This is a genomic window from Streptococcus mitis, from assembly GCF_009496285.1.
Classification (GTDB): Bacteria; Bacillota; Bacilli; order Lactobacillales; family Streptococcaceae; genus Streptococcus; species Streptococcus mitis_BP.
The window spans coordinates 25,074-41,125 of the sequence record NZ_WIJK01000008.1; the positions used below are offsets into that span (position 1 = coordinate 25,074).

The window sequence follows — 16,052 nt, forward strand, 5'->3', positions numbered from 1 at the left end:
GATTCTGTATTTGAGTTTCTTTTATTTGAAAAAACAGTAAAAAGCGCTAAAAATCAAACCAGTCTAAATTTTTCTTATGATCTTAAATGTTTCAATAGCGTTTGCGCTTTTTCTAGATTAAAGGTTTTTTCAGCAATCAAGTTTTCTACTAACTTGGGTACTTCTGCCTCAGTCGCACCTGCTAAAAGCGCTAAAGATTTCGCTTGAAGCTTCATGTGTCCATGCTGAATCCCTGTACTGACAAGAGCTTTAAGTGCTGCAAAGTTTTGAGCGAGACCAATCGAAACGATAATTTGAGCCAATTCTTTGGCAGATGGTTGACCTAGCAACTCATGACTGAGTACAACTCGAGGATTGAGACCAATCGAACCGCCCTTAGTGGCAACTGGCATCGGCATGGTCATCTCTCCAATTAGCTCTTCTGTTTCCAAATCCATAGTCCAACGACTAAGACCTTGATAGACACCATCGTGGCTCGCATAGGCATGCGCTCCCGCTTCAATAGCACGCCAATCATTTCCAGTAGCAATCAAGAGAGCATCAATTCCGTTAAAGATTCCCTTGTTGTGAGTCGCTGCACGATAAGGATCGGCTTGGGCAAACTGGCTGGCTAAAACCATTTTTTCTGCCAACTCACGCGCCTCATCCTTCTGTCGGCTCAAATAACGAAAAGCAATCCGACAAGTTGCTGTTACTAACGAATCAGTTGCGTAGTTGGATAGGATCCCCATTAAACTTTGCCCTTGACTGAGAGCCTCTAGACTTGGTTTTAAAGCTTCAAGCATGGTATTGAGCATATTAGCTCCCATGGCTTCCTGAGTATCGACATGGAGATAAACCACTAAAAAGTCAGCCTCACCAGAAATTTTTTCAACTGTTAGCTCTCTAGCTCCACCACCACGTTTGACAATAGAAGGATAGGCTTGGTTTGCTTGTTCCAGCAATTCCGCCTTTTGACTCAAAATAGCCTGGCAAGCTCGCTCTCTATCCGGAACCTGATAAAGAGCAACCTGACCTATCATTTGTCGCTGATGAACTTGAGCTGTAAAACCTCCAGCACGTTTGATAATCTTACTGGCAAAACTAGCTGCAGCAACTACAGATGGTTCTTCGGTCACATAGGGAACTGTGTATTCTTGACCATTTACCAGAACTTCTGGAACGATTGAGTATGGAAGTGAGAAGGTTCCTACTACATTTTCACTCAATTGGTCCGCTACTGCTAGACTGAGATTTTCATTCTGCTCAAGACTTTCTTGGGCTTCCATAGAAGTAAGCGCCTGAGACTTAACTAGCTCTAGGCGCTCTTGAATTGATTTTTTAGCAAATCCATTCCAATTTTTTTTCATTATTTTTCAACCTTGCTGTAGCGACGTTGGTGGTCTACAATCTCAACAAGGGCATAGTCTTGCCCTTCATAACCTGACATCGTTGCTGATCCAGACTCATCTAATTGGGCTTCCTCAAAGAAGATTCGTTCATAATCAGCTACGCTCAATGCTTGACGTTGGTCTAGCAACTCTAAGCGATTTTTCCGCAATTGCTTTTCAAAACCTTCAACCAATACTACACTAAAGAACTCAGATACAGCACCACTACCATAGCTGTAGAGAGCAATCTTATCCCCAGCTTTGAGACTATCAGAATTTTCAAGAAGAGACAAGAGACCTAAGAAGAGTGAACCTGTATAAATGTTCCCAACTTTTTGGCTATAAATAATAGATTCATCAAAGTGCTTTTGAAGCAAGTCCTTCTTCTCTTGAGGCAAGGATTTGTCGAGAATTTTCTTCAAACCCTTGAGAGCTAGCTTTGGATATGGCAAGTGGAAACATACAGCTTCAAAATCGTCCAAGTTACAGTCATAACGCTTTTGGTACTCTTCCCAAGTCGTTTTCAAACTATCAAGATACTGCTGTGTTGAGTAGACTCCATTTACAAATGGTGTCGTTGAATAATTTGGACGCCAAAAGTCCATGATATCACGAGTCTGCGCAACGTTATCGTTGTTGAAGACCATAACACGTGGATTTTGGCTAATCAACATGGCAACACAACCTGCTCCTTGAGTTGGTTCCCCAGGAGTTTCAACACCATACCTTGCAATATCACTGGCTAGTACCAAAACTTTTGATTTTGGAGAATTTTCTACGTGTAACTTAGCATAGTGAAGGGCCGCAGTCGCACCATAGCAAGCTTCTTTGATTTCAAAACTACGAGCAAAAGGTTGAATTCCAAGTAGACCGTGTACAAAAACCGCAGCCGCCTTACTTTGATCGACTCCAGATTCTGTCGCTACGATAACCATATCAATCTCTTGCTTCTCTTCTTCAGTCAGGATAGAATTTCCTGCACTGGCAGCCAAGGTAACAATATCCTCTGTTAAAGGAGCAATACTCAATTCTTTTAAAAGGAGTCCTTTACTCAATTTTTCAGGATCAGTCCCTCGAGCTTCTGCTAAATCTTGTAATTTCAAAACGTATTGACTGGTCGCAAAACCAATCTTATCAATACCGATTGTCATATTTACCTCTATTTTTATCATTCATTGTAAAAAATCGTTCACCTCTATTTTATCACAATTGAAGTCAAAAGCACGAAAAAAGACTTGATTCCCCAAATCAAGTTTGCTCATAAATTTAAGTATCAGACTTTAATCAAGCAAGGTCCTAGCATAAACCGATCAGCACAAAAAAATCGAGTCTTAAGCAGCCCGATTCTTTTTGAGATAATGATACAATTTCAACAGAACTGTCCCACTGGCCATTCCTATAGAGATAACAAGAGCCAACATGACCACTAGCATTGCACTGGTAATGGCGTGGCTGAAGTCGCCTGTCACAAAGAAAGAAGTTGTCCGATAGGACAGATATCCTGGCACTAGAGGCGCCAAGGTAGCAAGAGCAAAGACAACTGCTGGTGTCTTATAGAGGATACTCATAATTTGGCTGACACAAGAACCAATCACAGCAGCAATAAAGGTTGCCAAAATAACATTGGTTGGTTCCTTGAGTATCAGATAGAGTAGCCAGATAGACATCCCTAAAACTCCACCGGGGATGAGCATGGAACGCTGGACATTTAAAACGATTAAAAAGGTGATAATGGCAAGCAGACTAGCTAGAGCTTGCAATAAAAATGTTGTTAGTGTCATATTAGTTCATGAGTATGAGGGCGACTGATGTTCCAGCCCCTAAGGCAAGGGTAATCAGCAAGGATTCAAACATCTTGCTCATACCAGAGTTAATGTGATTGGTCATAATATCTCGAACAGCATTGGTCAGAGCAATTCCAGGTACAAAAGGCATAACCGCACCCGCAATCACCAGATCAGCTGTTGACGGTAAACCAGAATAGCGCGCCCAAAATTGTGCAATCAAACCAAAGACAAGAGCACCTGCAAAAGCTGTCATAAAAGGAATACGAATAAACTTCTCTACATAGAGAGAGCAAGTAAAGGCAAATAAGGTCGCCACTCCCGCTCCGATTGCATCGTAGACATTCCCACCAAACATGATTGAAAAGAAAGGAGCACTGAGAGTCGCTGCAGCAGTTAGTTGAACATTGGTATAGGGAGACGGTTTGGCATTTAATTCCTTTAGTTGGATAAAAGCTGTATCCAGATCAAGCTGACCAGCCACGATCTGCCTTGAAATTTGGTTAACATCACAAACCTTCTCAATATTATAAGAGGAGGATGTCACTCGCTTCATACGAGATATATTTGTATTTTCAATGGAGAAAAAAATGGCGGCAGGCATAGCTAAAACATTACAATCCATAATGCCCTGTGAATGAGCAATCCGAATCATGGTATCTTCAACACGATAAATCTCAGAACCATTGCGAAGCAGAATCGTTCCTGCTAGCATGATGACATCAATGACTGCATTCAGTTTTTTTGATTCGTCCATGTTTCCCTCCTTTTTCAAACTCCATTTTATTTTATCATAATTTCGAAGGAAAAAAAATCTTTGCCACAAAAACTGTGACAAAGATTATTTAGTTATCAGTGTTATGTTCGTCCGCATGAGTTTGCGTAGACGAAGATGGAGTAGATGAACTTTGAGATGGCACCGTATTATCTGCCCTGTTAGAGTTACGCTGGCTCGAAGATGGAACAGAAGAAGATGATGGTGGAGTTTTTGGTTTATAAATAGAGATCTTTATACGTGTCGTACTTAGATCAACTTTCGCACCTAGTTTTGGACTTTGATCGACAACAGTTCCTTCAGCAGTGCCCTCAGGTGCTGTCGAAACCTCTACTACTTCGATATTAGCTTCCTTGACACCAACAATCTGAATTAAGTTATTCTTTGTAAATTCAAGACTTGAGCCAATATAACTTGGCATGGTCACGGTTGTCACCTTTTTAGCAACAGTCAAAACGATAGAAGTTGCCTTGGTAAGATCATAAGTCGTACCTTCTGCTAAGCTCTGTTTTAAAACCACACCTGGTTCTGATTCACTGGACTCTTCTTCTTCAATCTTAATCAGATTTTCAGGAACTTTTTTCCCTTTCAATTCTGCAATAACATCAGTAGATTTGCGTCCAATATAGTTTCCAATCTTAAATGATTGTTTACCTGAAGATATGATTAGATTAACTTTAGACCCTTCTTTGCGAGCTGAGCCAGCATCTGGATCTGTTCGGATAACCCGACCTTCCTCTACGGTATCACTAGCTTCCGTTTTTTCCTCACCAATTTCAAAATTCGCTTTTTTCAGATTTTCTTTTGCTTCAGCGACAGTTTGACCTGCAACTTTTGGAATCTCAACAGTAGCTGGTGTTCTGGATAAAATCCACACCAAAGAAGCGACAACCAGTACGAAACTTGCTAGTAGAACCAGATAACGTGCTTTAAAATGACGTTTTTTCACTGGTTTTTCCACAGATTTTTTAGCACTTGCTTCTGGGCTATCTTTAGTTGCCTGATGGCTATCTGTCTGTGGTTGCACCTTAGGAATGGAGGTCAAGGTTGTTTGAGGAACCTTTGGCAATGTCTTTGTGTCCGCCTTAGTAGCATCATCAAAAACAAGTTTTGGTTCATTTCTGCGGTTATAAGATAGACTGCTAGACAAATCAACATACATCTCTGAAACCGACTGGTATCGATCCGTAAGCTTTTTAGCAGTTGCTTTGATGACCACATTCTCCAAAGCTTGGGGAACAGATGGATTTTCAGCTATAACCGAAGGAAGTGGTTTTTGAAAATGCTGGAGGGCAATGGTTACTGCACTATCGCCATCATAAGGGATATGCCCTGTCAGCATCTCGTAGAAAATAATCCCCATGGCATAGATGTCACTCTGGACAGTTGCCTTAGAGCCACGAGCCTGCTCAGGTGACAAGTAGTGGACAGAACCCAACATAGAGTTGGTCTGAGTCAGACTGGTCTCTGCAAAGGCTACAGCAATCCCAAAGTCCGTCACCTTAGCCGTTCCATCAGGAGTTAAAAGAATATTTTGAGGTTTTAAGTCACGATGGACAATACCTTTAGTGTGCGCCAAGCGCATCGCTAAGAGAATCTGACCCATGATACGGACAGCTTCTTCATTTGAGAGGGGATAGTGTTCTTTGATATAGCGCTTGAGATCAAGACCAGCTACATATTCCATAGCTAGGTACTGTTGACCGTCCTCTTCGCCGATATCCGTTATCCGAACGATATGGGGATGATCTAAGTCAGCCATTGCACGCGCTTCACGTTGAAAACGCGCAACAGCAATCGGGTCAGTCTGGTAGTTAGTCCTCAAGACCTTAACAGCTACCTCTTCCCCGTCTAAAATCAAATCCTTGGCCAGGTAGACATCCGCCATACCTCCACGGCCAATTTGTTTGACAATCCGATACCGCCCGGCAAAAATCTTGCCGATCTGGATCATTGTGCCGCCTCCTCCTCAATCGAAACAAGGGCAACTGTAATATTATCAAGGCCACCAGCATTGTTAGCAAAACGAATCAAGGTCGCCGCTTTATCATCAAGTGAGATATCACTTGTGACAATATCACAGATTTCACTAGCTGAAATCATATTTGTCAGACCATCGCTATTGAGCAAGAGATAGTCTCCTGCTTCCAAACTGACAATTCCTAAGTCAGGTTGAATTTCGTCTTTTTGTCCGATAGATTGGGTGATAATATTTTTTTGTGGATGCGCTTCTGCCTCTTCTGGTGTCAGTTGACCTGCCTTGAGCAATTCGTTAACCAAGGAATGATCACTTGTCAGTTGACGGTACTCTTCCCCTCGAATGAGACCGATTCTAGAATCTCCGATATGGGCATAAATTGCCTGATTTCCGATAACCGCAAGAGCTTCGAGGGTTGTCCCCATTCCCTTGTAGGCTTCATCTCGTCCTAGTTGATAAATCTTTTGATTTTCAACTTCTAGATGGTGGGCAAACCATTCGCGAACTTCATTAACGGTGTCGATCTGGGTATCTACCCATGACACACCCAAGTCAGTCACAGCCATTTCGCTAGCAATATTTCCTGCGCGATGACCTCCCATCCCATCAGCCAAGATGATCATCGTGCGACCGGCACGGTTGACAAAAAGATTGACATAGTCTTGATTATTTGTACGCTTCTGACCCACATCTGTTAATAATGAAATCTCCATTGTGTCAGTTCCTTCCTAATTGGACATCTTACGAAATTGGCTGATGAAGAATCCATCACTTCCGTATAATTCCGGAGTAATAAGGATACAGCCATCTTTTAGAATATCCTTGCATTCGTGTTCTAGTTTAACCTGCTCGAACTCGGGATGACTTTCTAAAAATGCTTGAACCACTTGAAAGTTCTCTTCCGAGACAATAGTGCAGGTACTATAGGTTATTATACCACCTTTTCGTAGTGTTTGACAAACACTACCTAATATTTCCAGCTGAATTTCCTGTAATGACGCGAAATCTGCCGTTTCTTTATTGTATTTGATATCTGGTTTTCGACGCAATAGACCAATCCCTGAACAAGGAGCGTCTACTAAAATTTTGTCAAATTGATCATTGCCAAAAAATTCATGCACTTTTCGAGCGTCCAGTTTTTGCGTTTGGACACGGTCCGCTACACCTAAACGCTGAGCATTTTCTTGAATTAAGGTGAGTTTGTGGTCATAGAGATCTAAAGCCGTTACCTGACCTGTCGTCAGATAGGATGCCATATGGGCGGTCTTTCCGCCAGGAGCTGCACAAGCATCTAAAACCTGCTCAGTGCCTTGTAAATCAAGAGTTGGAGCAACCAGTTGACTAGACTCATCCTGGATAGTAATAGCCCCTTCAGCAAACAAGTCATGACTAGCAAAATGCCCCTGTTCCTTAACCAGACCAACAGGAGATAAATGAGAATCACTTGCACCGAGCCATTTTTTGATTTCTTCTTTTCGGCTCAAATCAGTCACACGTATACTGGCCTTGTTACGCTGGAGTAGGCTTTCAAAAATCGCTTGCGCTCGCTCTTCTCCATACTCTTCCTTGAGCTTAGAAACTAACCACACTGGCAAAGAGTAGGCAATGGAATCACGCTTGTTCTTACGTTTGATAGAGGCAATATCTGGCAAACCTTCTCGCAGGATACGGCGCAGAACAGCATTGACTAGTTTTTCGCTCCCCTTTTTTCGAAATTTAGCAATTTCAACTGCTTCATTGACCACTGCATGATCTGGAATCTTATCTAGATATTGGAGTTGGTAGACGCTCATGAGAAGCAAAACATAGAGCCAACTGTCTAGCTTGTCTCTATCCTCAATAAAGTGAGACAAATACCATTCTAAAGTTAGTTTACGAGCTACCGTTCCATAGACCAATTCGGTCACTAAGCCTTTATCTGTTGCTGACAGCTGACTGGCTTTTAGGTGTTTATTTAAGGCGATATTGGAGTAAGCTTGTTGGATAAAGACATCCTCCAATACCTCTAGGGCTAAACTTCTAGCCGTTTCTACTTTAGTCACCAAATCGTTCTCCTACTGCCAAAGTTCGTCCCACACCGTTGAGGAAGGAAGCAATGTCCATCTTAGGTTTTCCTGCTGGTTGAACCTGTTTGAAAGACAGGGCTCCTTCTGCTGTTGCGACAATCAATTCCTTCTTACCGATGAAAAGAATCTCGCCTGGAGTTCCATGACCTTCTACAGGCAAGGCTTCATAGATTTTGAAACGTTCTCCTTTGAGGAAGGTGTGGGCAACTGGCCAAGGATTCATACCACGAATTTGGTTGAAGAGTTGACGATTGGTCTTGTTCCAGTCCAATTTTTCTTCCTCAGGTTTGATATTTGGCGAAAATGTAACCTGACTTGGGTCCTGTGGTTGAGGCTGAATTTCACCAGCTATATAAGCAGGTAGAGTATCCAAAAGCAGATCACGACCAACAATTGCCAATTTTTCAAATAAGGTTCCAACATTGTCCTCATCAGTAATGGGAATACTGCGACGAGAAATCATGTCCCCTGCATCCATTTCCTTGACCATTTCCATAATGGTCACTCCTGCCTCCTCATCACCCTGAATCAAGGCATAATGAATAGGAGCTCCACCACGGTGCTTAGGCAGGAGAGAAGCATGAACATTGACTGCAAAATCCATGCTATCAAGGAGTTTACTTGGGAGAAATTGCCCAAAGGCGGCTGTTACAATCCCATCAGCTCCCAAATTCATGATAGCTTCCATCTCTGGACTACCCGATAATTTTTCAGGTTGGTAAATAGGAAGTCCTGCCTCTTTGGCTGCTTGTTTGACTGGGGTTTCTTGGATGACTTTTTTACGTCCAACCGCACGGTCTGGCTGAGTTACAACTGCTAGAATCTCATAGCGATCATCTGACAAAAGTCCCTTCAAAACGGTTGCTGAAAAATCGGGAGTCCCCATAAAGATTAATTTTGTCATATCTTCTCCTTCTTATAAAAACTGTTGCGGTTCGTGATCAATACTGAGACGAAGTTCGCTATTTTCCCGTTCTTGTGTCAAAGCCAAGACCTGGTTAAGGGTTGGACCAAGCTCATCTTCTAAACGGTATTTAATTAAAATCTGATAATGATAGAGGTTATGCGTACGAGCAATCGGTTTAGGGGTCGGTCCTAGGATTTTACTAGCATCCGACAAACCAGACCTCAAAATACCCATGACTTGATAAGCACGTCTCAGAACCTCTTCCTCTTTTTTATGAGACAAGGTAATCCCAATAGTGAAATAATAAGGCGGGTAACCCAACTGACGTCTGATACCCATTTCATAGGCATAGAAACCTTCGTAGTCCTGATCCTTGGCGAAGCGAATGGCATAATGCTGAGGATTGTAAGACTGGATCAAGACCTGCCCAGCTTTTTCAGCCCTTCCTGCTCGTCCTGCCACCTGGGTCAAGAGTTGAAAGGTTCTCTCAGAAGAACGAAAATCAGGTAGATTCAAGGCAGTATCCGCATTGAGGACACCAACAAGGGTTACATCGGGAAAATCCAAACCCTTGGCAATCATCTGGGTTCCCAGAAGAATATCCGCTTCACCCTTGCCAAACTGCTCAAGAAGTGCTTGGTGACTACCTTTTTTGCGAGTTGTATCCACATCCATGCGCAGAATACGTGCCTCTGGAAAGAGTTCAGCTAGTTCATCATAGGCCTTCTGAGTTCCTGTTCCATAGTAACGAATACTGCGACTCTGACAGTTGGGACAGACATGAGGAATTTCTTTGGAAAAACCACAATAATGACAGTTCATAGTCTTGGTATCCATGTGCAGCGTCAGAGAAATATCACAGTTCGGACAGGTATCCACGGTCCCACATTCTCGACACATGACAAAACTAGAATAGCCACGGCGGTTGAGCATGAGAACAACCTGCTCTTTTTTAGCCAATCGATCTTGTATTGCCTCAATCAGTGGTGGTGTAAAGTTGGACGTTTCATTCTGCCCAATATAATCACGGAAGTCAATCAGTTGAACCTCAGGAATACTTGCTAAAGGATTGGCCCGTTGCGTCAGGCGTAGATGTTGATAAACACCCTTACCAGCACGCGCACGACTTTCTAAACTCGGCGTTGCAGAACCAAGGACTAATGCTGCTTGATTGTACTGTGCTCGTAAACCAGCCACATCTCTAGCATGATAACGCGGATTGCTGTCTTGCTTGTAGCTAGCCTCGTGCTCTTCATCGATAATGATAACACCTAGATTTTTCAAAGGTGCAAAAATAGCAGACCTGGCCCCAACCACTACCTGGGCTTCTCCACGCTCCACCTTGCGCCATTCATCGTACTTTTCACCATTTGACAAGCCAGAGTGGAGAATGGCGACTTTATCTCCAAATCGAGCAATAAAGCGCTCGGTCATTTGAGGTGTCAGAGAGATTTCCGGAACTAGAACAATCGCTGTTTTTCCCATATCCAAGGCCCCTTGGATAATCTGCAAGTAAACCTCTGTTTTCCCACTACCTGTGATTCCTTGAAGAAGAAAAGGAGGATGTTTCTTTCCAATCGCTCCAACAACCGCCTCACAGGCTTCTTTTTGTTCTGGATTTAACTCTAAGGATTGGCTAGCCTCAATGCCTTCAAAATAAGCCGCTGAACGTTGGACTTCCTTTTGCACGATGCTGATAGCACCATGTTCCACAAAGAAATTAACTTGTTCACGTGAGTAATGTTCTAACAAATCAGCCAAAGGAACTGTTTCAGGATGTACTAATAAGTATTCTCGCAGTTCCAATTTCTTCTTGGCACGATTTGAAATTTCTAGCTTTTCTAACTGTTCAAGATGAACTTCAACCCAAGACTGCATCTTAACCTTCTTCTGATCCACAGCCTGGTACTCTAGTTTTAAAAGCCCTTTTCGAGTCAATCGCATCATCTCAGCCTGCTTTTCTAAGTCTAGAGATGAAAATGCTAGAGACTCCTGTGAACCGAATAAGCGTTCTCTATCTTCTTGACTTAAGCCTTCCAGAGGATAGAGGATCTTATCATAGCTAGAGTTCAAAAATCCAGGGAGCATAGCTTTTAGAATGGAAATTTTGTAGGAGAAGACTGATTTACGTAACTCCTCTGCTAGCCAGAGTTGTTCCTCTGTTAAAACTGGAGAAAAGTCAAGTACCTCGGCAATCTCTTTCAAATCTTCGTCTGCCACATCTGCATCAGATTGAGACTCCATTCCAAGAACAATACCCTGAATCAAGCGATTGGCCTTCCCAAAAGGTACATGAACTCGCATGCCAACTTCCAGCATCCCCTCAAATTCCTCAGGAATTTTGTAGCTATAGGGCTGGTCTGTCTGCATCAAGGGAACATCCACAATGATTTTTGCAATAGCCATATCCTCACCTCCTTCTCTTCTTAAATCCTTTTAATTAATTGAGTATTCTTGCAATAGAAAAAATAAGATTGAGTCCCCCCAACCTTAAATTTTTTCACCTTCTTCTTTTTCTTTCGCGATTTGCTCTTTGATTTTCTTTTCTTCTTCTTCTTTCAATCGTCTTTCTTCTTCGATACGACGACGAACAGCTTCGCGTTTTCCTTCTGGATCTGGATGGATGGTTACATTCCCTGATTCAATTTCTTCCAAGGCACGAAGAGTAGATTTCTCAGATTTAAATTCTTGAGTTGGAGGTGCTCCAGCTTCTAATTCGTGAGCACGTTTTGCTTCCAAGATTACGAGTGAATATTTTGATGGTACCTTGTCAAGTAAGGTATCGATAGAGGGTTTAAGCATCATTTGTTTGTACCTGTTTTCTATAGTTTATCGAATAGTCGGAGACTTTGGTAGCATATCCTGATAATGACCAATCACACGGTCTACACGGAAATGTTCTGCTTCAATCACACGTTTCACACGCTCGGCCGCTAGAGGAACATGGTCATTTACAATAGCGTAGTCATACTCACGCATCAAAGCAATTTCTTCCTTGGCTTTTTCGATACGCTGAGCAATCACTTCTGCACTATCTGTACCACGGCCTACGAGACGGTCTTGCAATTCTTCCAAATCTGGCGGTGTTAAAAAGATAAAGACCGCATCTGGAACTTTTTTCTTGACCTGAAGAGCTCCCTGCACTTCAATTTCAAGAAAGACATCGATTCCCTTATCAAGCGTTTCATTAACATAAGTCAGAGGAGTTCCATAATAGTTACCCACATACTCTGCATACTCTAACATTTGCCCTTGACGGATCAACTCTTCAAATTCCTCCCGTGTACGGAAGAAATAATCAACACCATCTACTTCACCTGGACGTTGTGCCCGCGTTGTCATAGATACAGAATATTGAAATTGATTTTCAGAACTCTCAAAAATTTCTCGTCTAACCGTTCCTTTTCCAACTCCAGAAGGACCTGAAAAAACGATTAGTAAGCCTCGGTCTGCCATTATGTCTCCTTTAGATAGTTTGTGAAATGACTTGAAAATTTCTGTAAGATTATATGTCTAAAGCCATTTCTGCACACTACAATCTTTCTATCTAGTGTAACAAAAAAGCAGTAATTTTTCAACTGCTCTTTCTTATTTATTTTGCATAATCAACTGCACGAAGTTCACGAATCACGGTTACCTTAATATTTCCTGGATAATCGAGATTGTTTTCGATTTTCTCACGAACTTTATGAGCCAAGATTGTGACCTTGTCGTCCTTGATTTGACCTGGGTTTACCATGATACGGATTTCACGACCTGCTTGAAGGGCAAAGCTATTTTGAACACCTTCAAAGCTATTAGCAATTTCCTCTAAATCATGGAGACGTTTGATGTAGCTTTCAAGTGATTCACTACGAGCTCCTGGACGGGCAGCACTCAAGGCATCCGCCGCAGCAACGATCACTGCAATCACACTCTCAGGTTCTACATCTCCGTGGTGACTGGCAATAGTATTAACCACAACTGGGTGTTCCTTGTACTTGCGAGCCAATTCTGTACCAATCTCAACGTGGCTGCCTTCTACCTCACGGTCAATGGCTTTACCAATATCGTGGAGGAATCCCGCACGACGGGCAAGTGCGGCATTTTCACCAAGTTCGCTGGCCATGATACCAGCCAACTTAGCCACTTCAATCGAATGACGCAAGACATTTTGTCCGTATGACGTACGGAACTGCAGGCGACCCATGATCTTCATCAAGTCTGGGTGAAGGTTCGGTGCACCAATCTCATAGGCTGCAGCTTCACCATATTCACGAATCTTGTTATCAATCTCTTGACGATTTTTCTCAACCAACTCTTCGATACGAGCTGGGTGAATACGTCCATCCTTAAGCAAGGTTTCCATAGTCATACGGGCAATCTCGCGACGGATAGGATCAAAACCTGACAAGGTTACCACTTCTGGCGTATCATCAATGATGACATCAACCCCTGTCAAACTTTCAAAAGTACGGATGTTACGACCTTCACGACCAATGATACGACCTTTCATCGTATCATCAGGCAGATGAACCGTAGAGTTGGTAGACTCAGCCACATACTCACCAGCAATTCTCTGCATAGCTTGGGACAAGATGTCCTTAGCCAATTTGTCTGAACGTTCCTTAACTTCTTGCTCAGCCTCACGAATGCGACTAGCAATTTCCTTAGTCAAGTTTTCCTCTGTCTGGGCCAAGATAATGTCTTTTGCTTCCGACTGAGTCAGAGTTCCAATACGCTCTAGTTCAGCTTGCTTTTGTTTCTCAATTTCTTCTAGTTGCTCTTCACGTACATCAAGGTTTTTTGCTCTATCAGAAATACTTTGTTCTTTTTGTTCAAGTGTTTTTTCTTTGTTCGTCAAATTGTCATCTTTACGATCAAGACTGCTAGCACGTTCGGTCAAACGACTTTCGATCTGCTTGAGTTCTTGACGTTCTGATTTAAATTCAGCGTCCACTTCTTCACGGTATTTTCTGGCTTCTTCTTTGGCCTCCAATAGTGCTTCTTTTTTAAGAGACTTGCTTTCGCTCTTAGCTTCATTGAGTAATAAATCCGCTTCGCGCTCAGCTTGTCCTCGTAAATTAGTTGCTTCTTGTTCAGCATTTAAAAGCATCAGCTCTGCAGCCTCTTGTGATGATTTCATCTTGACTGAGATGCTGACATATCCAATGACTAAACCAATGATGACGGCAAAAACAACGATAACAATCGCCATAATTTCCATGTTTTTACCTCAATTTATTTGTTTATCCGAATGATATGCATTCTTATACATTCTACCATAAAAAATCATTTTTAACAAACCTTAATTTGAAGTTGTTTTGGTCATTTCAAGGTTAAAAATCCTTATTTTCCCTAATAAAATAGGCTATTCTCCCTAAGTAAATTTTTAAAGATTTTTTTAGAAAAAAATAAGTTAAAAAGCCTACCTTTCAGTAGACTTAATAATGATCTTTAAAGGATAAGAAAGCGACGCTATCTGCATCCATCATGTAAATCAAGCAATTTTCTGCTTCAATACGACGTGACCAAGCTCCTTGGTAATCATACTTGAGCGGTTCTGGTTTACCAATTCCTGTAAAAGGGTCGCGTTGAATATCCTTGATTAGTTTATTGATTCTTTTCAATGTTTTCTTATCTTGGTTTTGCCAGTAGCAATAATCCGCCCAGGCATCTTCTGTAAACTTGAGTAGCATCCATCACTCCTCTATCACATGCACCTGAGTATGTCCTGCACGAACTTGGGACATTCCTCGCAAGACCTTGTCAGAAAGCTCCTTATTCTGAGCAATTCTCAAGGTTTCTTGAATACTATCCCACTCACTCTTTGAAAGAACTACAATGTCTTCATCAGGATTTTTATTAACTACTGTCAAAGGCTCAAACTCATCGTTTACCTTCTTCATATAGTCCTTTAAATGATTTCGGAATGTTGAGTAAAGAACTGCTTCCATAACCATACCTCGTTTTACCTCTATTCCATTATTATACACGAAAAGAAAAAATTGTCAGGAACTTGTACAAGATTTTTTCCTTTCTTTCTATTTATTCGAAAAAAACAAAAAAGCCTACCTCAAAGTAGACTCAGTTTGATTCGATTTTAATTGGCACTCGACCAAAATTCTGCTCTAAGAGATTGGGATTTCCTAGTTGGTAGACTTGATCTGCCTTTTGAGTCATAGCATCCCAGGGTTCTTTACCGATGCGACTAACTAGCTGGACTTGGTCTTTCAGAGATTTGAGATGTTGTCTGCCTTTTTCTGTAAAGCCAAAGACATGTATGCCTTCTGGTAAGTCGCTTTCTCTAGCCTGGACCAAGATATAGGTCAAAAGTCGTCGTACACGAGCCTTGGTGTATCGTTTGGTGGCAACTGCCTCTACCAACTCTTCCACAGACTGAGCTATCTTTATAGCATCCTTGATGCGCACCGCCATTTCTTGATTGACCTGATAAATGTTAGTTAGGTCAGGATTTGACAAAATTTGATAGCAGAGCAAGGGAAAATAGTTATCCCAGCTCACCTTACCAGCATTTTTAAAGATTTCAACCGAAGGCATAAAACGTTCTAAGAAATTTTGATCATTTTGATGTTGACGAAGAGCTGTCGCTGAGGCAAAGTCCACATCCTTGTCCACAGAATGATAACCTGCTCCCTGACGTTGAATTGGATGAAGTTTGATGTTGCGCCCCGCGACTGCCTTGGCATAGGCGAGAGCAAGAACATGATTGGGCGTATCACCAGAAAAATCAAGACCTGCAAACTCCTTCCACATAGCTTGGTTTTTCTGGGGATAAGAAAGAGAATCAGGTAAGTTTTCCATGAAAAGTTCCATCTCTTGACCACGTTCTGAGTATAGGGCAGTAATTTTCTGATAATCCAGAACTTCCTCTGTCCCAAAGGCTAAGGTATCAATTCCCAAACGAGCCAAGATAGCCACTGCACCTTGGCCGAAAAAATCCGCCGCTTGGACACTGACTAAAAAGGGCAATTCCACGACCAAATCCGCGCCATGTTCCAGCGCCATCTGCGCCCGTGTCCACTTATCCACGATAGCAGGCTCTCCACGCTGCATGAAATTCCCAGACATGGCAACGATTTTCAGTCCCTCTGCCTGTTCCAGCAGGTATTTATGTCCATTATGAAAGGGATTGAACTCCGCGATAATACCTGTAATGGTCATGGTAATCT

15 protein-coding genes are annotated in these 16,052 nt (G+C 42.2%); all 15 read right to left on the bottom strand.

Going from position 1 to position 16,052, the window contains the following annotated elements:
* Positions 1-74: 74 nt before the first annotated feature.
* Positions 75-1,349, bottom strand: a complete 1,275-nt coding sequence (locus GEZ89_RS03840) for a hydroxymethylglutaryl-CoA reductase, degradative (RefSeq protein WP_153225030.1) — start codon at positions 1,347-1,349, stop codon at positions 75-77.
* A complete protein-coding gene (locus tag GEZ89_RS03845; protein WP_153225031.1) occupies positions 1,349-2,521 on the bottom strand; it encodes a hydroxymethylglutaryl-CoA synthase in 1,173 nt (390 codons plus the stop codon). The genes GEZ89_RS03840 and GEZ89_RS03845 overlap by 1 nt, the downstream gene beginning before the upstream one ends.
* A 180-nt stretch (positions 2,522-2,701) precedes the next feature.
* The gene (locus GEZ89_RS03850; RefSeq protein WP_153225032.1) at positions 2,702-3,151 is read right to left on the bottom strand and encodes a threonine/serine exporter family protein; all 450 of its coding nucleotides are present in this window, start codon (positions 3,149-3,151) and stop codon (positions 2,702-2,704) included.
* A 1-nt stretch (position 3,152) separates the two neighbouring features.
* Positions 3,153-3,911, bottom strand: coding sequence for a threonine/serine exporter family protein (locus tag GEZ89_RS03855; RefSeq protein ID WP_153225033.1), 759 nt, complete (start codon positions 3,909-3,911; stop codon positions 3,153-3,155).
* Positions 3,912-3,999: 88 nt separating this feature from the next.
* A complete protein-coding gene (gene pknB, locus GEZ89_RS03860) occupies positions 4,000-5,883 on the bottom strand; it encodes a Stk1 family PASTA domain-containing Ser/Thr kinase (RefSeq protein WP_153225034.1) in 1,884 nt (627 codons plus the stop codon).
* Positions 5,880-6,620 (bottom strand): Stp1/IreP family PP2C-type Ser/Thr phosphatase, encoded by a 741-nt coding sequence (locus tag GEZ89_RS03865; protein ID WP_075229315.1) that lies wholly within the window; start codon positions 6,618-6,620, stop codon positions 5,880-5,882. The genes pknB and GEZ89_RS03865 overlap by 4 nt, the downstream gene beginning before the upstream one ends.
* A gap of 15 nt (positions 6,621-6,635) precedes the next feature.
* Entirely contained in the window at positions 6,636-7,949 is a 1,314-nt protein-coding gene (gene rsmB / locus GEZ89_RS03870; protein WP_322741477.1) for a 16S rRNA (cytosine(967)-C(5))-methyltransferase RsmB, read from the bottom strand.
* Positions 7,942-8,877: a methionyl-tRNA formyltransferase gene (gene fmt, locus GEZ89_RS03875; protein WP_153225036.1), complete on the bottom strand. Its 936-nt coding sequence runs from the start codon at positions 8,875-8,877 to the stop codon at positions 7,942-7,944. The genes rsmB and fmt overlap by 8 nt, the downstream gene beginning before the upstream one ends.
* 12 nt (positions 8,878-8,889) lie before the next feature.
* Complete coding sequence (locus GEZ89_RS03880; protein WP_153225037.1) at positions 8,890-11,286, bottom strand: primosomal protein N'; 2,397 nt, start codon at positions 11,284-11,286, stop codon at positions 8,890-8,892.
* An 84-nt stretch (positions 11,287-11,370) separates the two neighbouring features.
* Entirely contained in the window at positions 11,371-11,685 is a 315-nt protein-coding gene (gene rpoZ / locus GEZ89_RS03885; RefSeq protein ID WP_045763172.1) for a DNA-directed RNA polymerase subunit omega, read from the bottom strand.
* 24 nt (positions 11,686-11,709) lie between these two features.
* Positions 11,710-12,336, bottom strand: a complete 627-nt coding sequence (gmk, locus tag GEZ89_RS03890) for a guanylate kinase (RefSeq protein WP_000775049.1) — start codon at positions 12,334-12,336, stop codon at positions 11,710-11,712.
* A gap of 136 nt (positions 12,337-12,472) precedes the next feature.
* Positions 12,473-14,086, bottom strand: a complete 1,614-nt coding sequence (locus tag GEZ89_RS03895; RefSeq protein ID WP_075231441.1) for a ribonuclease Y — start codon at positions 14,084-14,086, stop codon at positions 12,473-12,475.
* A 217-nt stretch (positions 14,087-14,303) separates the two neighbouring features.
* Positions 14,304-14,558 (bottom strand): Txe/YoeB family addiction module toxin, encoded by a 255-nt coding sequence (locus tag GEZ89_RS03900; RefSeq protein WP_153225038.1) that lies wholly within the window; start codon positions 14,556-14,558, stop codon positions 14,304-14,306.
* 3 nt (positions 14,559-14,561) lie between these two features.
* Positions 14,562-14,816: a type II toxin-antitoxin system Phd/YefM family antitoxin gene (locus tag GEZ89_RS03905; RefSeq protein WP_186822552.1), complete on the bottom strand. Its 255-nt coding sequence runs from the start codon at positions 14,814-14,816 to the stop codon at positions 14,562-14,564.
* A 130-nt stretch (positions 14,817-14,946) separates the two neighbouring features.
* Complete coding sequence (locus GEZ89_RS03910; protein ID WP_153225039.1) at positions 14,947-16,044, bottom strand: nucleotidyltransferase; 1,098 nt, start codon at positions 16,042-16,044, stop codon at positions 14,947-14,949.
* Between the last annotated feature and the right edge of the window lie 8 nt (positions 16,045-16,052).

Bases quoted from the DNA above. Each gene is read 5' to 3' on its own strand.
- GEZ89_RS03905 (WP_186822552.1), bottom strand. From the start codon at position 14,816: ATGGAAGCAGTTCTTTACTCAACATTCCGAAATCATTTAAAGGACTAT.
- GEZ89_RS03865 (WP_075229315.1), bottom strand. From the start codon at position 6,620: ATGGAGATTTCATTATTAACAGATGTGGGTCAGAAGCGTACAAATAAT.
- GEZ89_RS03855 (WP_153225033.1), bottom strand. From the start codon at position 3,911: ATGGACGAATCAAAAAAACTGAATGCAGTCATTGATGTCATCATGCTA.
- GEZ89_RS03850 (WP_153225032.1), bottom strand. From the start codon at position 3,151: ATGACACTAACAACATTTTTATTGCAAGCTCTAGCTAGTCTGCTTGCC.
- GEZ89_RS03895 (WP_075231441.1), bottom strand. From the start codon at position 14,086: ATGGAAATTATGGCGATTGTTATCGTTGTTTTTGCCGTCATCATTGGT.
- GEZ89_RS03910 (WP_153225039.1), bottom strand. From the start codon at position 16,044: ATGACCATTACAGGTATTATCGCGGAGTTCAATCCCTTTCATAATGGA.
- GEZ89_RS03880 (WP_153225037.1), bottom strand. From the start codon at position 11,286: ATGGCTATTGCAAAAATCATTGTGGATGTTCCCTTGATGCAGACAGAC.
- fmt (WP_153225036.1), bottom strand. From the start codon at position 8,877: ATGACAAAATTAATCTTTATGGGGACTCCCGATTTTTCAGCAACCGTT.
- gmk (WP_000775049.1), bottom strand. From the start codon at position 12,336: ATGGCAGACCGAGGCTTACTAATCGTTTTTTCAGGTCCTTCTGGAGTT.
- GEZ89_RS03900 (WP_153225038.1), bottom strand. From the start codon at position 14,558: ATGCTACTCAAGTTTACAGAAGATGCCTGGGCGGATTATTGCTACTGG.
- GEZ89_RS03845 (WP_153225031.1), bottom strand. From the start codon at position 2,521: ATGACAATCGGTATTGATAAGATTGGTTTTGCGACCAGTCAATACGTT.
- pknB (WP_153225034.1), bottom strand. From the start codon at position 5,883: ATGATCCAGATCGGCAAGATTTTTGCCGGGCGGTATCGGATTGTCAAA.
- rpoZ (WP_045763172.1), bottom strand. From the start codon at position 11,685: ATGATGCTTAAACCCTCTATCGATACCTTACTTGACAAGGTACCATCA.
- GEZ89_RS03840 (WP_153225030.1), bottom strand. From the start codon at position 1,349: ATGAAAAAAAATTGGAATGGATTTGCTAAAAAATCAATTCAAGAGCGC.